We start from the raw sequence: 17270 nt of genomic DNA on the forward strand, positions 1-17270 counted from the left end.
TTCTGCCCAGCAATATCTTCACTAAGGCGAGAAGCGGGTGCTTCTGCTTTCATTTCTCAACTCGTATAATATACTATATCCAAAATTCTTTGTCAACAAGAAAGAAACTTGACTAACTTTTTTATAAATTTCTGTTACCAAGCAAAAAAAAGCCATTTTCTTTTGCAGCAATTCCAAAAGTCAGATTAAAAATCTAACTTTTTAGAAGTACTTCATTTCAAGAAACTGGCTTTTATTTGAGGCTGTATTATCTTTTACGATTTTACACCTATACTTTTAATTGCCTAAAAGGTCTGGTTGGGGCCACGAAAATTGGCGCCAGGTAACGGGGTCTCTTCTAACACCTTTTCAAGGCCTTTGCTTTCTTTTTCATCTTTTTCTTCATTGTCATCATCCAGTTGCAATTCTTTTTCCATTTCGTCGATTTTTTCCATTGTCTTATCTTTTTTTGCTTCTTTAGCCAAGTCTGCTAATTGTTTTTCTTTCTCCTCCATTTTCACCACTCCTCTACTATTTAATTTTCCTTCAATGTAAGCGTATCATTTTTAGCACTAAAACTAAAATAGTCCGCTTAGTGGTCACATTTCTTATATTTCACTAAACTTTTTAAGCGAACAAAAAAGCTGTGACAACAATTGTCACAGCTCTTTTTGTTGACACTTTTTGTCAACAAACGACGCGTAGGAGTAGTTAAATAAAAAAAGGTGCTATTATTTTAGACGGTTTTAATACCACCTGTTATCCCTTTAGTTAAGCATTATAGGCTGCTTCAAACAGTGAAACGATATCGGCTTTTATCCCTTTACGGGGATTTGAAAAAGCATTCCCATCTTTCAAAGCATTTTCTGCCATTAAAGAAAAGTCAGCCGGATTTGCGCCTATGGATTTAATATTTGCAGGAATGCCGACATCTTCTGAAATACGTTCTAATGCTGCAATTCCCCGCTCAGCAGCTGCCATTTTTGACAAGCCTGCAATATTTTCACCTAAAAAAACAGCAATATCTGCAAAGCGTTCTGGACTAGCGATCATATTCCAACGTTCAACAGTAGGCATTAATACAGCACAACAAACACCATGAGGCGCATCGTATTGACCACCTAATTGATGCGCCATTGCGTGAACATACCCTAAATCAGCGTTGTTAAATGCCATACCCGCAAGTAACGAAGCATAGGCCATATTGGTACGTGCCTCTAAATCGTGACCATTTGCCACTGCACGTCGTAAATATTGCCCAATTAACTTCATTCCTTGAATTGCTTGCGCGTCTGTAATCGGATTGCGATTTTCTGAAACGTAAGCCTCCACACAATGACACAATGCGTCCATGCCAGTTGCAGCGGTTAATTTTGTTGGAACATCTAGCATTAGTAATGGATCATTAAAGGAAACTAGCGGTACATTACGCCATGAAACTACTACAAATTTCAAATGTGTCGCTTCATTTGTCAAGACTGTGTGCCGGGTAATTTCAGAAGCAGTACCTGCCGTCGTGTTAACTGCCATTAGCGGAGGTAATGGTTTATCTAGCGTTTCAATTCCTGCCAATTTTGTCACGTCAGTACCATTGGTCAAAACAATTCCAATCCCTTTGCCACAATCATGAGCAGAGCCACCGCCCACGGTTATAATGGCATCGCAGTTTTCAGATTGATACAATGCTGCCCCAGCCTTCACATTGCGAATTTTGGGATTCGGTTCTACTTCATCAAAAATTGCATAAGCCACACCAGCATCAGATAAACTTGCTTCTGTTTGTTTGACCGGACCATTTTCCATTTGACGCAAAAAACTATCTGTCACAATTAAGACTTTTTTCATATTTAATATTTTTGCTCGTTCGCCAATTTTTTTAATTACTCCTGGACCAAAAAAATTGACACTGGGCATCATAAAATCAAAATTTGTTTTCATTTTTTTCCCTTCTTAAAATGCTATTTATTCGTTACGCTTTTAAAAATATGTTAAAAGAGTGGTAAATAACAAGGCACTTGAGGCTGCTCCAGGATCGATATGGCCTACTGCCCGCTCGCCTAAATAAGAAGCTCTGCCTTTTTTGGCCACTAGATCTTTTGTTGCTTCTTTAGCTGCTGTAATTTTTTCAACCGTTAAATTTTCTTCTTTTAACGCGGCTACCACTGGCGACCAGACATCGACCATCGTTTTATCGCCAACTTCAGCTTTTCCCCGTAATTGAATACCATTTAAGCCTTGTGCCATTAAATTTCCTAATTGGGCCTGACTGGTGATTTCTGTAATATTTTTCGTTTCTTTGGTTAAATTCATAAAAGCTGAGCCATAGAGGGGACCAGAAGCGCCCCCAACTTTTGAAATTAAGGCCATTGCCAATACTTTAAAGGTATCACTAATTGTCGCAGGTTTTTGTTGTGCCAAACTTTCTTCATAGGCCTTCATTCCGCGAGCCATATTATTTCCATGATCCCCATCACCAATCGGGGTGTCTAGCTCACTTAAATAATCTTTTTTGGCTTTTATTTCAGCTGCAAAATCTGCCAACCATGCTTGCAATTCTTTTACGGTTATTTCCATTGTCTTTTTTGTCCTTTCTTTGCCAACTTTTACCAAGAAATTGTGTCTACTTGACTGTTTAGCGCACTTAACCAAGTTTTCTCACTCAAATTAATCAAGGTTAAAGAAAGTCCTTCCATGTCAATGGAAGTCATATAATTGCCCACTTTGTGAAAAGTAACTGCAATACCTTGACTGCTTAATTCATTTAAGACATCATTCATGAAGACAAATTGTTCCATTAGCGGTGTTGCGCCCATACCATTCACCAACACCCCAACTTCAACAGGTTTTTGTTCATATTGTGCCAAAATTTTACCAACTAATTCTTGGGCCATCTCTTTTGAAGACTGCATCTTTTCCCGACGGTAGCCGGGTTCACCATGGATACCAACACCAAATTCAATTTCATCTTCTGCTAAAGTAAAGCCAGGTTTTCCAACTTCCGGTACGGTTGCCGCAGCTAAGGCCACCCCAATGGTTTTAATTTCAGCGACAACTTTTTCCCCCAGCGTTTTTAATTCGCTTAAACTTAGACCATTTCTGGCTGCATCACCCAAAATTTTGTGCACTAAAATAGTTCCTGCTACGCCACGTTTTCCGGCTGTATACGTACTATTTTCAACTGCGACATCATCATCAACTACGACCATCTCCACTGGAATTTCATTTAATGCTGCCATATCCTTCGCCATTTCAAAATTTAAAATATCGCCGGTGTAATTTTTTACAATTTATTAATTGTCAAATTAAGTTAGACAATTCCTCTTTGCATATGTGACTCAAGAATACTTCTATTGGTGTTTTATAGTTTAATGATTTTCGAGGGATATTATTTCTTTTCGATGCAATAGATTGGATAAAAGATTCATCAACTTCGTTGAAGTCCATTTGCTTTGGTAAACCATCTTTACGTAATAAACCATTAGAGTTTTCATTTAAACCTCTTTGTGATGGTGTACCAGGATCTGCAAAATAGATATCAATATCATTGATATTACTGATTGATTTCCAATTTGAAAATTCCTTTCCACAATCAAAAGTCATTGATTTGAATAGATACTTAGGTACAGATTGCATCCATTGGTTCAAACGATTTTCAATATCTATAGCTCGTCTGCCTTCTGGCTGAAGAGTGATGATTACTTTAGATAATCGCTCAACGAGGGTAATAACAGCACTTTTGTGCTTTTTACCTACAATAGTATCCCCTTCAAGGTGGCCAAATTCTTGATTGAATTTAGAATAATCTTTTCCTCTGTCACGAAGTGATCGACGAAAAGATTGTTTTCCCCGAGTTTCTTTGTGTCCGTTGGCTTTACGTTTTCCTTTCATAGGTAGGTGAGTCACTTCAAATACGCCTTGTTTAAACATACGATAAAGTGTACGCATAGAACAAGAAATAGAAAACTCTGCACGGCCAACAATCACATCAGGTGTCCAACCTTGAACAACCCTCTTTTGAATATATTCTGTTTGTTCATCTGATAAGACAATAGGACGTCTGCCACAGCGAGTTTTATTCTTCTTGTATTGATTGAAATAATCTAGAGCATTGTGCCCTGTTTTGAAAAATTGGTAAACTTTATGAATCGTTTGTCTAGATCTATTCAATAGTACTGCGGTTTTGGCTACAGATTGATGATTATTATAATACGCCTCTATCATTGCAAGTTCATTTGATGTAAGATGGGTATAGGTCATTTGTCTTCACTCCTTATAATTCTTTTGCGGGAACTATCTTGAGTGTAGCACAAATGACTTTTTTATTTGTCTAGCTTAATTTTACAATCGGCGATTAATAAAACACCTGCGCCGTAATCTACTTCATTTATAGCGATTTCAATTTGATCAGGGGTTGGAGAAGTAAAGACATCTCCTAAAACGGCCGCACTTAACATCCCTTCCCCTACAAAGCCAGCATGGGCTGGCTCGTGACCACTTCCACCACCAGATACTAGACCAACTTGTTTTTTGGTTTCATTTTTTGCCACAACACGCGAGTCAGCCACTTGGTGAATTGACTCAGGATAGCTTTTGACTAAACCTTGCAACATTTCATCCACAATCATACCCGGTTCATTAATAATCTTCTTCATCTTTTTACCATCCTTTTTTGCCTGCTTGTTTTGCTTCTGTCATGATTTGTTCAACATCATCTGTAATGCCGGCAGTAATTGCAGCTGCAAAGGCACCTTCAACTAGAGGAGCGTCCACTAAGCGATATTTTTTCTGGTCATTTTCAGCTAACAAATCAAAGGCCAATTCAGCGCTTAACACCGCACTGCCTAAATCGGCAAAAACAAGGTAGACGGCGGCATCTTGTGATGCTTCTACGGCAGCCATAATTTTGGTTGGATCACTGCCCAATTGCCCTTCAGCTGTGCCGCCTAAAGAAAAGATAGCTACTTCTTCTTTTTGAGCCATTTGTTCCACCATAGCTTTAATACCGTCCGTAATTTCTTTACTATGGGAAACTAAAAAGATACTTTTTTTCACGGATAACCTACTCCTTCGTCAATAAAAATCTATGCTAAGTCGTGTCGCTCTTTATAATTTTGACCAATTTTATCTGCGACAATTAAGGCATTGGCCACTTCTTCTACCACAATTGGAAACGGCATTGAATGAATGGACTCTTCTGGAATACAAGCAATTTCAGCAACTGCCATGGCTTCATCAAAGGAAATCGTTTCAACTCCCAAATCAGCCAATGTTAATGGCAAACCAACAGAAGCACTAAAATCCATGACTGCTTCTAATTCTTCTTTGTTCGCATCTTCTAAGACCAATTGAACAATTGTTGCAAAAGCCACTTTTTCACCGTGCAAGTAGCCATGGGCACCTGGTAAAACCGTCATCCCATTATGAATGGCGTGTGCTGCTGCTAAACCACCGCTTTCAAAACCAAGTCCTGAAAGCAAGATGTTGGTTTCAACGATTTTATTTAAAGCTTCTGTTACTAAATTACTATCCGCTGCAATTTTGGCTTTTAAACCATCTTCTTGCAAATGAGTCCAGCATAATTTAGCCATCGCTAAAGCCGCATACGTTCCAGACGCATTAGGTGTTAAACCTTCTCTTGAGCCCATTGGTAAGCTCGCATTTACCCGTGAATAAGAGTTATGCGTGGCTCTTGCTTCAAAATAAGTGGACAAAGCATCTCCCATACCAGCAACTAAAAAGCGGGTTGGTGCTTTGGCGATGACAGTTGTATCTACCAAAACGACACTTGGACTTTGTTTAAAGTATGCATAATCATCAAAAGAACCATCCTCATGATATAAAACAGCAGAATGTGAAGTTGGTGCATCCGTTGCCGCGATTGTTGGTACAATAATTAAATGTTCGCCTTCTGCGACTACTTTTGAAGCATCAATAGCCTTACCACCACCTAAACCAACGATGGCATCAGTATGATTTTCTTTTGCTACAGCTTGCAAGCGTTTGGTTTCTGCGCGAGTAACTTCACCATTAAAACCACCTTCAATAAAGGTGATATTAAATTTTTTGGCAGTCGCATCTAATTGCGGTTTCACGCGTTTGACATCTTCTGGATTTGCAATTAGTAAAGCTGATTTGCCAAATGTTTGAACAAAATAACCTAAATTTAGTAATTCATTTTCTCCTTGGACATACTTTGTTGGTAAGATTAATGCTTTTCTCATAGTAAATTCCTCCTCATTTGTGGTGGGTCGATTTTTTATAAATTGAAAATTAAAGATAGTAAAAATTAACTATCTCTTTTTCTCTACGCCACAATAATAACCGCTTCCATTACAATTAACACGACACTTTGATAGCGCTTTCTTATAAATTTAGATAGAATTTTTTTGTGAAATAGCAATTATTTGTCATTAAACCAAAAAGTTCTATAATAAAACTACGGAGGGCCCAATTATGAGTACCCATTTTGAGATTGAAAAAGTTTTGGATTTAGAAAAATGGGAGCGCCTACAAGAAAGTATTGCTGTCGCTACCCACTTAGCAATTATTTTAGTTGATTACAAAGGCAAACCCATTACAAAGCACAGCCAAGTGAAACCCTTTTGTAACTTAGCCCGTCACCACCCACAATTAGCACAATTTTGTGAAAAATGTGATGCCCGCGGCGGTTTAGAAGCTGTGCGCACCGGTGAACCTTTCATTTACCGCTGTCATTTTAATATTGTTGATTTAGCCATTCCTATTCTGGTGGACAATAATTACGTCGGTGCTATTATGGCAGGGGAAATTTTATTAGACGAACAACAAGAAGAATTAGAACAGATTTTAAACTTGGATACCCGCGCTGATGTCGCCGCCTTTAAAGCTGAACATCAGGATTTAATTAACGCCTATCCGCGTTTTAGTATGGCCGATTTAAATCATGCAGCCAACATGTTAGAACAATTAAGTGAATATATTGTCACCGAAGCCATCAAAAAAGATTACTTAATCAAAGCCTATCAACAAACACTTCGTCTAACAAAGCGCACTACAAATTTAGCTGTCATAAAAGATGAAGAACCGGTTGATTTGACCTTTATTCAAGAGGATATTCGCCAATCAGTCTTAGAAAAACGCTTAAATACCACCAGTGGCATTTATCAAGCTAAAAACAAAATTTTGCAACCAGCTGTCGATGCCGTCTTCGCTAATAAAAGCAATCATGTGGATCTGCCAACACTAGCACAGTTGGTGAATTTGAGCCCTAGTTATTTAAGCCGTCTTTTGAAAGAAGAATTTGGTGAGCCTTTTAGCCAGATTTACAGTAAGCTAAAAATCTATTGGGCCGAAGAGTTGTTAAAAGATACTGATTTATCAATCAGCGATGTTAGTGAAGAACTCGGCTACCTGGAGCCTAGCTATTTTATCCGCTCTTTTAAAAAAATTAAGGGACAAACGCCTTTAAAATGGCGCCAACAAAATCGCCCCTAATCCTCAAGCTACGCGTAGAAAAAGTTTAAACAACACAAAAAAATACAGCGAAATTTATACCTATAATTTCTGCTGTATTTTTTGTGTTGTTTAAAGCTGTACTTTTATTTATCTATATTTTTTTAATTATTGGTTAAAACAATTTTGCCCACCGCATGATGGGTAGCACTTAATTCATGGGCTGATTTCACCCCTGCAGCCGTTAGCGGAAATTGCGCACCAATAACACTTTCTAACTGACCTGCCTGCATCCTATTGGCTAATTGCGCTAACTCTTTACCATTTGGTTCTAACCAAATAGCCTGTGCAAAAATATTTTTAGCTGTCATTAAATCCGGATTACTGATACCTAAGACTGTGACTAAGCGACCACCATTTTTGAGCACTTTGACACTGTCTTCTTGAATTTTTCCTCCCATTGTATCCAATACCAAATCTAAATCAGAAAAAGCTTCCGCAAAATTTTCTTCATGATAATCAATTACTTTGTCTGCACCAAGGCGATAAAGCAGTTCATGATTTTTTTTGCTGGCAGTTGTAAATACCTCAGCTCCTTGTGCTTTTGCTAATTGAATTGCATAAGTTCCGACACCACCGGCGCCAGCATGAATCAAAACTTTTTCACCTTTTTGCAAATGACCATGATTGAATAATCCTTGATAAGCTGTCAAAGCCGCCAGAGGTGTGGCAGCAGCAGCTTCAAAGGAAATATTAGCGGGTATTTTAGCCAAAAGATTTGTATCCACAATCGCATAATCGGCATAAGTTCCAAAACGCGTAGTCGCCGGTCGAGCAAAAACACGATCACCGATTTGCCAGTCTGTGACATTTTCACCAACTGCGCTAATTATTCCAGCTACATCCCAGCCAAGAATAATGGGAAATTCCCAATCAAACATCTGTTGCAAATAACCTTCCCGCAATTTCCAATCGATTGGATTAATTGAGGTCGCTTGAACTTGAACTAAAACTTGATCTTCTTTTAAAGCGGGCAGCTTCACATTTTCTTCTTGTAAACCTTCACTACCACCATACTGATTAATGACAATTGCACGAGTTTCCATTCTTTTACCCCCTTACTTAATAAGCACTAATAGTTACTGCGATATTTCCTTTGGTAGCACGAGAATACGGGCAAACTTTATGCGCTTCTTGCAATAATTCCATTGTTTCTTCATTCGTCGCACCGTCGATATGTCCGGCAATTTCAACACCTAATTGCACGTCAGGTAATTCCGATTGACTCAAATTATATAAAGAAACGGTTACTTCAATCGTAGATTCACCGGTAAAGCCCGCTTGTTCTTTAATATAAGAAAGTGCACTGTTAAAACAAGCACTGTAACCTGCTGCAAAAAGTTGTTCGGGATTTGTTGCGCCTTTTTCTTTACTGCCAGGAGGCAAAATATTCATGGTAAAAGCGTGATCAGGTGAGTGAACTTCTCCTGTACGACCACCGGTATTAATCATCTTAGTTGCATAAACTTTTTTCATGTCAATTCCTTCTTTCTTATTTACAAATTAAATTGTATACAATTTAATTGTGTTTGACAAAAATTTAGATTCTGCTTAGACTAAAAGAAATTAAAAGGACGTGAAAAAATTGGCGGAAGATTTTTTAACAAAAGAATTATGTTTTCAACTGTATGTTGCCTCAAAAGAAATAATTCGGTTATATAAACCTTTTCTAGCAGAATTGGATTTGACTTATACAAGTTTTATCGCTTTATTGGCGATTGAAGAGGATATGAGCGTAAAATGTTTAGGTGAAAAATTATTCCTAGATTCGGGCACTTTAAGCCCACTTTTAAAAAAAATGGAGAATCAAGGACTACTAAATCGTAGCCGTTCTCCTGAAGATGAGCGAATTCTAAAAATTGATTTAACCCCAAAAGGGCGAGAAATTAAATCCCAATTACCTAATATTTCAAAAAAAGTTTATCAAAATATTAAAAGCCGCAATCCCGAAATTGACTACCATCAACTCATGCACTTTTTAAATCAACTAAACTTGGCTTTTTAAAGTAGCGAAGTTTTTAAAACTCGTTTTGCTTTTAAACAATAAGACAGAATTTCAATAATTGCTTTTCAATTTTCTTGAAAGTTTGGCTTAATATCGCAGAAAGTTGCTTCAAAAACAAGCCAGCTTGAAAAGCTTAAGGAACCTTTTTGTCCCAAGCTATATAACAAAATTTGCTAAAATGGCTTTTTATTTTTGAAAATTTTTGCTTATGGCCGTAGTGATTCATAAATTGAGACAAAAAAAGCCGTCTGTAAATGTACCTGTAGATGAAATCACTAAAAAATTAAGCTCTTACTTTAATTTTTTAGTGATTTCATCCCAGAGACTGACAGAAAGCTTTTTTGTTAACGCCAATAGATGGGTACACCTTCATTTTCATATTGGCTAATCAATTCTTCTGCTTGCAAGGTAATCCCAATTTCATCTAAGCCATTCACCAATTTATTTTTCCACGTTTCATCAATAGCAAATGAAAATGTGTCCTCTTTTGTTTTGACAACTTGGTTTGGTAAATCGATCGTAATTTTAGCGGTCGGTGATACAGCTGCTAATTTTTCTCGTGCTACTTTGTCTAAAGCAATCGGCAACAGGCCATTTTTAGTCGCATTCATATAAAAAATGTCACTAAAACTGCCAGCAATAACTGCTTTAAAGCCATAATCCATTAAAGCCCAGGCCGCATGTTCTCGCGAAGAACCAGAACCAAAATTATCGCCTGAAACTAAAATCGTAGCCTTTTGATACTCTGGAAAGTTTAACACAAATTCAGGATTGGGCCTGTGATCTGACAAATAGCGCCAATCATCAAAAAGAAATTCACCAAAACCTTTTTTATCTACACGTTTCAAATACGTTTTTGGAATAATTTGGTCGGTATCCACGTTATCATTCATAAAAGGAACAGTCATTCCCGTATAGACTTTAAATGCCTCCATTAACAAGCAGCTCCTTTCACGATTTTTCGTACATCGACAAAAGTTCCATTTAGCGCAGCGGCAGCCGCCATAGCCGGACTACATAGATGCGTGCGGGAATTTTTCCCTTGACGGCCCACAAAGTTGCGATTAGAAGTAGAGGCACAGTGGACAAACTCAGGAACTTTATCTGGATTCATCCCCAAACACATGGAACAGCCGGGTTCTCGCCATTCAAATCCTGCAGCTTTGAAAACTTCATCTAGCCCTAACTTTTCAGCGGCCTTTTTTACTGGTCGTGAACCTGGTACAACAATGCCCGTGACACCGACTTTAATTTTTTTGCCTGCAATAATTTTAGCGGCTTCTTGTAAATCTGAAAGTCGGCCGTTAGTACAAGAACCAATAAAAACATATTCAATTGGAATATCATTGGGTGTTTGACCAGGCTTTAAATCCATATATTCATAAGCTAATGCATCATTATGATCTTTGATTGCAGGAAAGTTCTCTTCAAAAGAAACCCCCATCTCCGGATTGGTCCCCCAGGTAATATAAGGTGCTAAATTTTTGGCATCCAATTCTAATAACGCATCAAATTGGGCATCTTCATCTGTATAAAGCGTCTGCCAATCGGCTATAGCTGCGTCCATATTTCTAGGTGCATATTTACGTTTTGCAACATACTCAAATGTCTTTTGATCCGGGGCCATCATCCCCATTTTAGCACCACCTTCAATTGCCATATTACAAATAGTCATCCGCTCTTCCATTGATAAATTCGTAATTGTATCTCCGAAAAACTCCGCCGCATAGCCAACACCAAAATCCGTACCGTATTTAGCAATCAAAGCTAAAATAATATCTTTAGCATAAACTCCTGGTTGTAATTCCCCTGTTACTTTAATACCCATGCGTTTTGGTTTTTTCTGCCAAATTGTTTGCGTTGCAAAAACATGTTCCACCTCACTTGTGCCAATCCCAAAGGCAATTGCGCCAAAAGCACCATGAGTAGCCGTGTGGGAATCGCCACAAACAATGACTTTACCTGGTTGTGTCAACCCCATCTCTGGTCCTACCATGTGAACAATTCCTTGATTTTCTGAACCATTATCACAAAGCTCAATCCCAAATTCCTGACAATTTTGGCGTAAGGTATCGATTTGCTTTTTTGCAATCAAGTCCGTGATATTATGAATATCCACCGTTGGGACATTATGATCCATCGTGGCAAAAACTCGCTTGGGACAGCGAACTTTACGCTTAGCTTGTCGCAAGCCTTCAAAAGCTTGCGGTGAAGTAACTTCATGGATTAGCTGCAGATCTACATATAATAATTGGGCGCCTCCTGCTTCTCCTTTAATGACGTGACGTTCCCAAATCTTATCAAAAAGTGTTTTTCCCATCTTTTTACTCCCCTCTTATGCACATATGTTTTTCTTCCTTTAATCCATAAACTGTTTATGCTTGAATTTTATTTATGACAGCTGTTGTAAATTCCGTCGTCTTTGCACTACCGCCTAAATCAGCCGTAATGACACCTTCATCCATAACCGCAAAAACGGCTGTTTCAATTGCTTGCGCCATTTTTTCTTCATTAAAACTTTGTCGTAACATTAAAGCCGCTGATAAAATCATTGAAGCAGGATTGGCAATATTTTTTCCGGCAATATCTGGGGCTGAACCGTGAATGGGTTCATATAATGACACACCGTTTTCACTATGACTAGCACTTGGCAAAACACCTAATGTTCCCGGTAAAACAGCGGCTTCATCGCTTAAAATATCACCAAATAAATTTTCTGTGACAATCACATCAAATTCTGTGGGCTGTTGCACGATACGCATCGCACAGGAATCAACCAGCTGATGTTCCAATGTACAATCAGGGTATTGTCTGGCTACTTGCGTCACAACTTTGCGCCATAATTTACTTGTAGCCAATACATTGGCTTTATCCACTGACGTTACTTTTTTATTACGAGTTTGTGCAATTTGAAAAGCTTTATGGGCAATTCGCGCAATTTCTTTTTGCGTGTAACGGCAGGTATCAAAAGCTGCTTGTTCTTGTAACTCTCTTGGTTCACCAAAATAAATGCCACTGGTTAATTCCCTCACCACGATAAAATCTGTCCCTTTTACGATTGCTTCTTTAATGGGAGATAAGGGTAGCAGTGCATCTGGCACACTGATTGGCCGAATATTGGCAAAGAGATTTAACGCTTTTCGTAAAGCTAACAGTCCTTGTTCAGGCGTTTGCTCAGCTTTTTCCCAAGGTGAACCTGCAATACCACCAATAGCCCCTAATAAAATTGCATCCGCATTTTGACAGGCAACTAATGTTTTTTGCGGCAATCCTTTACCACTGACTTCAATTCCAGCACCGCCAAAAGGTTGTTCATCAAATTGAAATTCCTGACCATACTTGGGTGCAGCTGCCTGCAACACAGCAATGGCACTATTCATAATTTCCGGTCCAATTCCATCCCCGGCTAAAACTGTAATTTTTTTCATCACGATTCCCCTTAAATTTATTATTTATCTTCTGAGAAAAGATTTTTTAGGTTACCACTGGCTTGAACATAGGCTTTTGCCGAAGCTTCTAAGACATCAAAATCAATGCCAATTCCGTTAATCCGTTTTTTTGTCTGGGGACATTCTAAAATCACCTGCACTTGTGCTTGCGCATCTTCGCCAGCAGTTAAAGCGGTGATTTCATAGCTGATCAAAACTGGCTGTTGTTCAAAAATCTGATTGATTGAATTGTAGATTGCTTGAATACTGCCAGAACCAATCGCAGAAGCCATTTTGATTTCTCCTTTTTTGTCACGAACCGAAACGATCGCGCCTTGATGACCATTAGAAACATACTGTAACTGCACACCAGCTAAGTGAAGACTTGTTTCTTCTTGGCGTACTTGATCGGCCACCAAAGCCAGGAGATCTGCGTCAGTAATTTGCTTTTTCTTATCTGCCAAATTTTTGAAACGTTTAAAAAGTGGTTTGACTTCTGCTTCTGCTAAGCTGTAGCCCAATTCCTCCATTTTGGTTACAAAAGCGTGACGGCCAGAAAGTTTTCCCAGTGGCAAGGAGTTCGTATTCACACCCACTAATTGTGGCGTAATAATTTCATATGTTTCTGGATTTTTTAAAACACCGTCTTGATGAATTCCTGACTCGTGGGCATAGGCATTGCCGCCAATAATCGCCTTATTACGCGGAATAGAAATTCCTGAAAGACGGGCGATTAAATCACTGGTTCGTTTTGTTTCTTTAAGTTGAATTTTATTTTCACATTGATAGAAATCACGGCGAATATGCAGTGCTACGGCCACTTCCTCTAAAGCCGTATTTCCCGCGCGTTCACCAATACCATTTATTGTACCCTCGATTCGATTGGCACCATTTTCAATTGCAGCCAATGCGTTGGCTGTGGCCATACCTAAATCATCGTGACAATGGGAAGAAAAAATAATTTCTTCTTCACTTTTGATATTTGCCAATAAATATTTGAACAAAGCACCATATTCAGTCGGATTGGAATAACCGACTGTGTCGGGAATATTGATAATTGTGGCACCCGCATCAATTGCCGTTTGAACAGCTTTTAATAGAAATTCTTTGTTGGTACGTGTAGCATCTTCAGGTGAAAATTGAACCTTGGCGAATTTTTCTTTTGCATAACTCACATGTTCCCAAATCGCTGCTAAGACTTGATCTTCTGTCATTTTTAATTTGTACTGCATATGCACATCACTCGTTGCCAAAAATACATGAATTTGAGAAAACTTAGCATGTTGCAACGCTTCATAAGCACGATCAATATCTTTTTTCTGGCACCGTGCTAAGCCAGCTACCGTCATAGTAGTTGCCGCTTTGGCAATTGCTGTTACAGCCTCAAAATCTCCCTCTGAAGCAATCGGAAAACCCGCTTCAATTGTATCAATACCCCATTTTTCTAACTGTAAGGCAATCTGCACCTTTTCTTTCGTATTAAAATTAACACCGGGAGTTTGTTCGCCATCCCGTAGCGTTGTGTCAAAAAATTGAATCTCGCGCATGTAATTCCCTCCTTGATGCAGTAATTTGCAATGTGCAACAGCTTTTATCACCAAAAAAATTTATAAAAAAAGCATTCCATTAAGGTTTTAACCGTTAATGCAATGCGAATAGGACTCTTAAATTACCAAAAGAGTCCTAGGCTATAATAATAAATTCATCATGAATGTCGAAGTTGTCATTTTCATCACCTGCTTGTTTGTTACAAATATCATAAAGCTTCGTGAAAATGATGTCAACAGTTTATTCTAAATTTTCTGAATATTCTTTTATATTTGTTTTCAAAATTTGGTTACTCTTACGCATAAGAATTAAAACATACTTGGGTAGACAGACTTTTTTACTACGGAGCTACAAACTCTTTTTGAATCGTTTGATTTTTTTCATTGCCCATTCATAGTGACTCGCTGTTGCAGAAACAAAATAGCTCCCTAAGGTACTTCCTCCCACCCACGGAAATACTCCTTTTTCAAATAATTCTTCATTAGAAAATGTCTTAGCCAAATCCATAACTTGGTAATGCGTTTTAGCTATAAGTTGCAACGCCTCTTCATAACTGGTATTTTGATGTTTTAAAAAAAATTCCTCATTCATTTTCCCATAAGTTTTCCAATTATAGCCAGCTTTTAAAAACTGTTTTGCTTTTCCATTTTGATTGGCCGCTACCCAATCTAACAGCAGCTTGTGCCATTCATACAGATGCACGAAAACATCCCGTAAATTTTTATCCCGCTGCCAATGTGCTTGCTTTTCCTTTTCAACGTCAAAGGTGAAATTTTGCGTTAAACTTTCCTGTGGCAGTGTGTCTAATAATTCCATCATATTAAGATAAGTATCGTTTCCTGCTTGAAGTAACGCTTCTTTTGTTTTTGATCTTGCCATTTTAATCCTCCCTAAGTTTTTAATAATCAGCCTACCACTTAAAATAAATTGTCTACTATTTCATTATGCCGTTATCCCTATAGGAGGCGTCAAGTGAAAACTAATCCTACCACTTGAAATATTCTTTATCTCCAATATTTTCGCATTTAATAAAAAGAAGCCTGTTAGTTTTCATAACTACCAAATGCGAGTAGCACTATAACGACAAACTTTTCCCCAACAGCCTAAAATTTTTTAAGATTACAAAAAAACGCTAAGAACAGCGATAAAACTGCTCTTAACGTTTTTACACTTATTTTATTTTTCTACCTATTCAGCAGCTAAAGCAGCCATTGTAATGTAGTTGTAAGGTTGGTTAAAGTGTGGCAAGAAGAAGATATCCAATAATTTTAATTCGTCGATTGTAACGTGTTTGCTGATTGCCAGTGAGAACATATGGATTGCCATGGAAATATCTTCGGTGGAAGACATTTGTGCACCGACAATTCGACGTGAAGACGCTTCGTAAACGATACGAATTTTCACATCGCCATTTTCTTCTTTAATGAAACCAGGTTTTTGTAAGTCTTCGTAGTCCGTGTATTTAACTTCCATGTTGTTCTTTTGGGCTGCAGCAACAGACAAGCCTGTTGAAACCATATTAAAGCCAAAAATTGAAATACCATTTGAGCCTTGAACGCCAGCAGATTCAACCGGTGTGCCACCAATATTATGACCCGCCACAATTCCTGTACGAACAGCATTAGAGGCAAGTGCAATATAAGTCGTAGCATCAAGTGCATTAGAGTAAATGGTCGCACAATCTCCGACTGCATAAACATCTGGATCACTTGTTTGTTGGTGACGATCAACTAAATAAGCCCCATTAGCAAATAATTCTAAATGATCTTTTCCTAATTGTGCATTTGGCCCAAAACCAATCGCATTAATAACCATGTCCACTGGGTACTGCCCTTTTTCAGAAACAACGGCATCTACGCGGCTATCACCTTTATATTCTTTGATCAATTCTCCAAAATGTAATTCAATCCCGTGATCTGCCAAATTTTTATCCATATCATCTGTAAACCATTTATCATAATATGAAGGCAATGAACGATCAGCAGCATCAAATAATAAGACATTTTTGCCTCGGCGTTTTGCTGCTTCTGCAATTTCTACACCGATATAACCAGCACCAATGACAGCCACTGTTTTTACACTGTCTCGTGCCATTTCGCGATCAACATCTTGTCCTTCTTGGAATAATTTCAAGAAGTGAATTCCGTCTAAATCGTGACCAGGTACTTTAGGTGAAATTGGGCGAGAACCTGTAGCTAAAATAATTTTATCATAATTTTCTTCAAACGTAGAACCGTCTTTTTTCTCGCAATGAACGATTTTTTTGTTAAAATCAACGCTGGTTACAGAAGTTTCCATATAAATTTTGGCGCCTTTTTCTTCAAATGCTTCTTTATTTGTATAAAAAAGGTCTTGATAACCATCTATTTGACGGCCTACCCACAAGGCAGTGCCGCAACCCAAGTAACTTAAGTTCGTATTGCGGTCGATCATCACGACTTCTTGATCTGGGTAATTATCTAATAATGTATTTGCAGCAGCAATTCCGGCATGGTTAGTTCCGACAATAATCGTTTTTGTCATTTTTTATTCCTCCAATAATAAACTCATTCATACTACTTTTTTCACAAACTTTTTCAAAAAAAGAGAAAAAAGCAATTCTGAAAAAATAAGTGTGAAACAATCTATTTTCTGTTTCCGTTTACATTCTAGAAAAAAAAGAAGCTAAAGGCGATCATTCTGCTTGTGAATCTCTATTGCCTTATTTATAACAGGAGTTTCCATTCTAAAGCTTGCGATAATACGTTTTCAATATTAGAAATTTATGAGATAAAATATTTTTCACAATAATTATTCTAAAATAATAAATATTTTTAAGT

The 17270-nt window shown here is 38.0% G+C and carries 16 protein-coding genes, 2 pseudogenes and 1 other annotated feature (1 of these 19 running past the window's edge); of the genes and pseudogenes, 2 read left to right on the top strand and 16 right to left on the bottom strand.

The window, feature by feature from the left end:
• Window positions 1-55: a sequence feature (ribosomal protein L20 leader region), on the bottom strand (it extends 71 nt beyond the left edge of the window).
• 229 nt (window positions 56-284) lie between these two features.
• From AC6R0T_RS10905 to AC6R0T_RS10940, 8 genes and pseudogenes are all read right to left on the bottom strand, one after another.
• Window positions 285-494 carry a hypothetical protein gene (locus AC6R0T_RS10905; RefSeq protein WP_016173760.1) on the bottom strand — a complete coding sequence of 70 codons (210 nt, stop codon included), beginning with the start codon at window positions 492-494 and terminating at the stop codon, window positions 285-287.
• A gap of 256 nt (window positions 495-750) precedes the next feature.
• A complete protein-coding gene (locus tag AC6R0T_RS10910) occupies window positions 751-1917 on the bottom strand; it encodes an iron-containing alcohol dehydrogenase (RefSeq protein WP_303753387.1) in 1167 nt (388 codons plus the stop codon).
• Between the two features lie 39 nt (window positions 1918-1956).
• The gene (gene dhaL, locus AC6R0T_RS10915; RefSeq protein ID WP_230711277.1) at window positions 1957-2553 is read right to left on the bottom strand and encodes a dihydroxyacetone kinase subunit DhaL; all 597 of its coding nucleotides are present in this window, start codon (window positions 2551-2553) and stop codon (window positions 1957-1959) included.
• Window positions 2554-2582: 29 nt separating this feature from the next.
• Window positions 2583-3266, bottom strand: a pseudogene (locus AC6R0T_RS10920) (dihydroxyacetone kinase subunit DhaK); the annotation flags it as partial.
• A 10-nt stretch (window positions 3267-3276) separates the two neighbouring features.
• Window positions 3277-4236 carry an IS30-like element IS1062 family transposase gene (locus tag AC6R0T_RS10925; protein WP_526159369.1) on the bottom strand — a complete coding sequence of 320 codons (960 nt, stop codon included), beginning with the start codon at window positions 4234-4236 and terminating at the stop codon, window positions 3277-3279.
• A 92-nt stretch (window positions 4237-4328) separates the two neighbouring features.
• Window positions 4329-4631 (bottom strand): annotated as a pseudogene (locus tag AC6R0T_RS10930) (dihydroxyacetone kinase subunit DhaK); the annotation flags it as partial.
• A gap of 4 nt (window positions 4632-4635) precedes the next feature.
• Window positions 4636-5031 (bottom strand): dihydroxyacetone kinase phosphoryl donor subunit DhaM, encoded by a 396-nt coding sequence (gene dhaM, locus AC6R0T_RS10935; RefSeq protein WP_016173756.1) that lies wholly within the window; start codon window positions 5029-5031, stop codon window positions 4636-4638.
• 29 nt (window positions 5032-5060) lie between these two features.
• Window positions 5061-6200 (bottom strand): glycerol dehydrogenase, encoded by a 1140-nt coding sequence (locus tag AC6R0T_RS10940; protein WP_016173755.1) that lies wholly within the window; start codon window positions 6198-6200, stop codon window positions 5061-5063.
• A 232-nt stretch (window positions 6201-6432) separates the two neighbouring features.
• Here AC6R0T_RS10940 and AC6R0T_RS10945 point away from each other — a divergent pair, with 232 nt between their 5' ends.
• Window positions 6433-7452 carry a PocR ligand-binding domain-containing protein gene (locus AC6R0T_RS10945; protein ID WP_206903603.1) on the top strand — a complete coding sequence of 340 codons (1020 nt, stop codon included), beginning with the start codon at window positions 6433-6435 and terminating at the stop codon, window positions 7450-7452.
• Window positions 7453-7574: 122 nt separating this feature from the next.
• Here AC6R0T_RS10945 and AC6R0T_RS10950 read toward each other — a convergent pair whose 3' ends face one another.
• Both AC6R0T_RS10950 and AC6R0T_RS10955 read right to left on the bottom strand, forming a co-directional pair.
• The gene (locus AC6R0T_RS10950; RefSeq protein WP_303753494.1) at window positions 7575-8516 is read right to left on the bottom strand and encodes an NADP-dependent oxidoreductase; all 942 of its coding nucleotides are present in this window, start codon (window positions 8514-8516) and stop codon (window positions 7575-7577) included.
• Between the two features lie 16 nt (window positions 8517-8532).
• Entirely contained in the window at window positions 8533-8946 is a 414-nt protein-coding gene (locus AC6R0T_RS10955) for an Ohr family peroxiredoxin (RefSeq protein WP_303753493.1), read from the bottom strand.
• Between the two features lie 109 nt (window positions 8947-9055).
• Between AC6R0T_RS10955 and AC6R0T_RS10960 the strand changes: the two genes are divergently transcribed.
• Window positions 9056-9475, top strand: coding sequence for a MarR family winged helix-turn-helix transcriptional regulator (locus tag AC6R0T_RS10960; protein WP_303753492.1), 420 nt, complete (start codon window positions 9056-9058; stop codon window positions 9473-9475).
• A 344-nt stretch (window positions 9476-9819) separates the two neighbouring features.
• Here AC6R0T_RS10960 and leuD read toward each other — a convergent pair whose 3' ends face one another.
• From leuD to nox, 6 genes are all read right to left on the bottom strand, one after another.
• Complete coding sequence (gene leuD, locus AC6R0T_RS10965; protein ID WP_230711272.1) at window positions 9820-10410, bottom strand: 3-isopropylmalate dehydratase small subunit; 591 nt, start codon at window positions 10408-10410, stop codon at window positions 9820-9822.
• A complete protein-coding gene (leuC, locus tag AC6R0T_RS10970; protein ID WP_303753491.1) occupies window positions 10410-11795 on the bottom strand; it encodes a 3-isopropylmalate dehydratase large subunit in 1386 nt (461 codons plus the stop codon). The genes leuD and leuC overlap by 1 nt, the downstream gene beginning before the upstream one ends.
• Before the next feature lie 55 nt (window positions 11796-11850).
• Complete coding sequence (leuB, locus tag AC6R0T_RS10975) at window positions 11851-12903, bottom strand: 3-isopropylmalate dehydrogenase (RefSeq protein ID WP_500559738.1); 1053 nt, start codon at window positions 12901-12903, stop codon at window positions 11851-11853.
• Between the two features lie 20 nt (window positions 12904-12923).
• Window positions 12924-14450 carry a 2-isopropylmalate synthase gene (locus AC6R0T_RS10980; protein ID WP_303753489.1) on the bottom strand — a complete coding sequence of 509 codons (1527 nt, stop codon included), beginning with the start codon at window positions 14448-14450 and terminating at the stop codon, window positions 12924-12926.
• Between the two features lie 349 nt (window positions 14451-14799).
• Window positions 14800-15330, bottom strand: a complete 531-nt coding sequence (locus AC6R0T_RS10985; RefSeq protein WP_303753488.1) for a ClbS/DfsB family four-helix bundle protein — start codon at window positions 15328-15330, stop codon at window positions 14800-14802.
• A 309-nt stretch (window positions 15331-15639) separates the two neighbouring features.
• Window positions 15640-16974: a H2O-forming NADH oxidase gene (gene nox / locus AC6R0T_RS10990; RefSeq protein ID WP_303753487.1), complete on the bottom strand. Its 1335-nt coding sequence runs from the start codon at window positions 16972-16974 to the stop codon at window positions 15640-15642.
• Between the last annotated feature and the right edge of the window lie 296 nt (window positions 16975-17270).

The organism is Enterococcus sp. S86.2, from assembly GCF_059834485.2.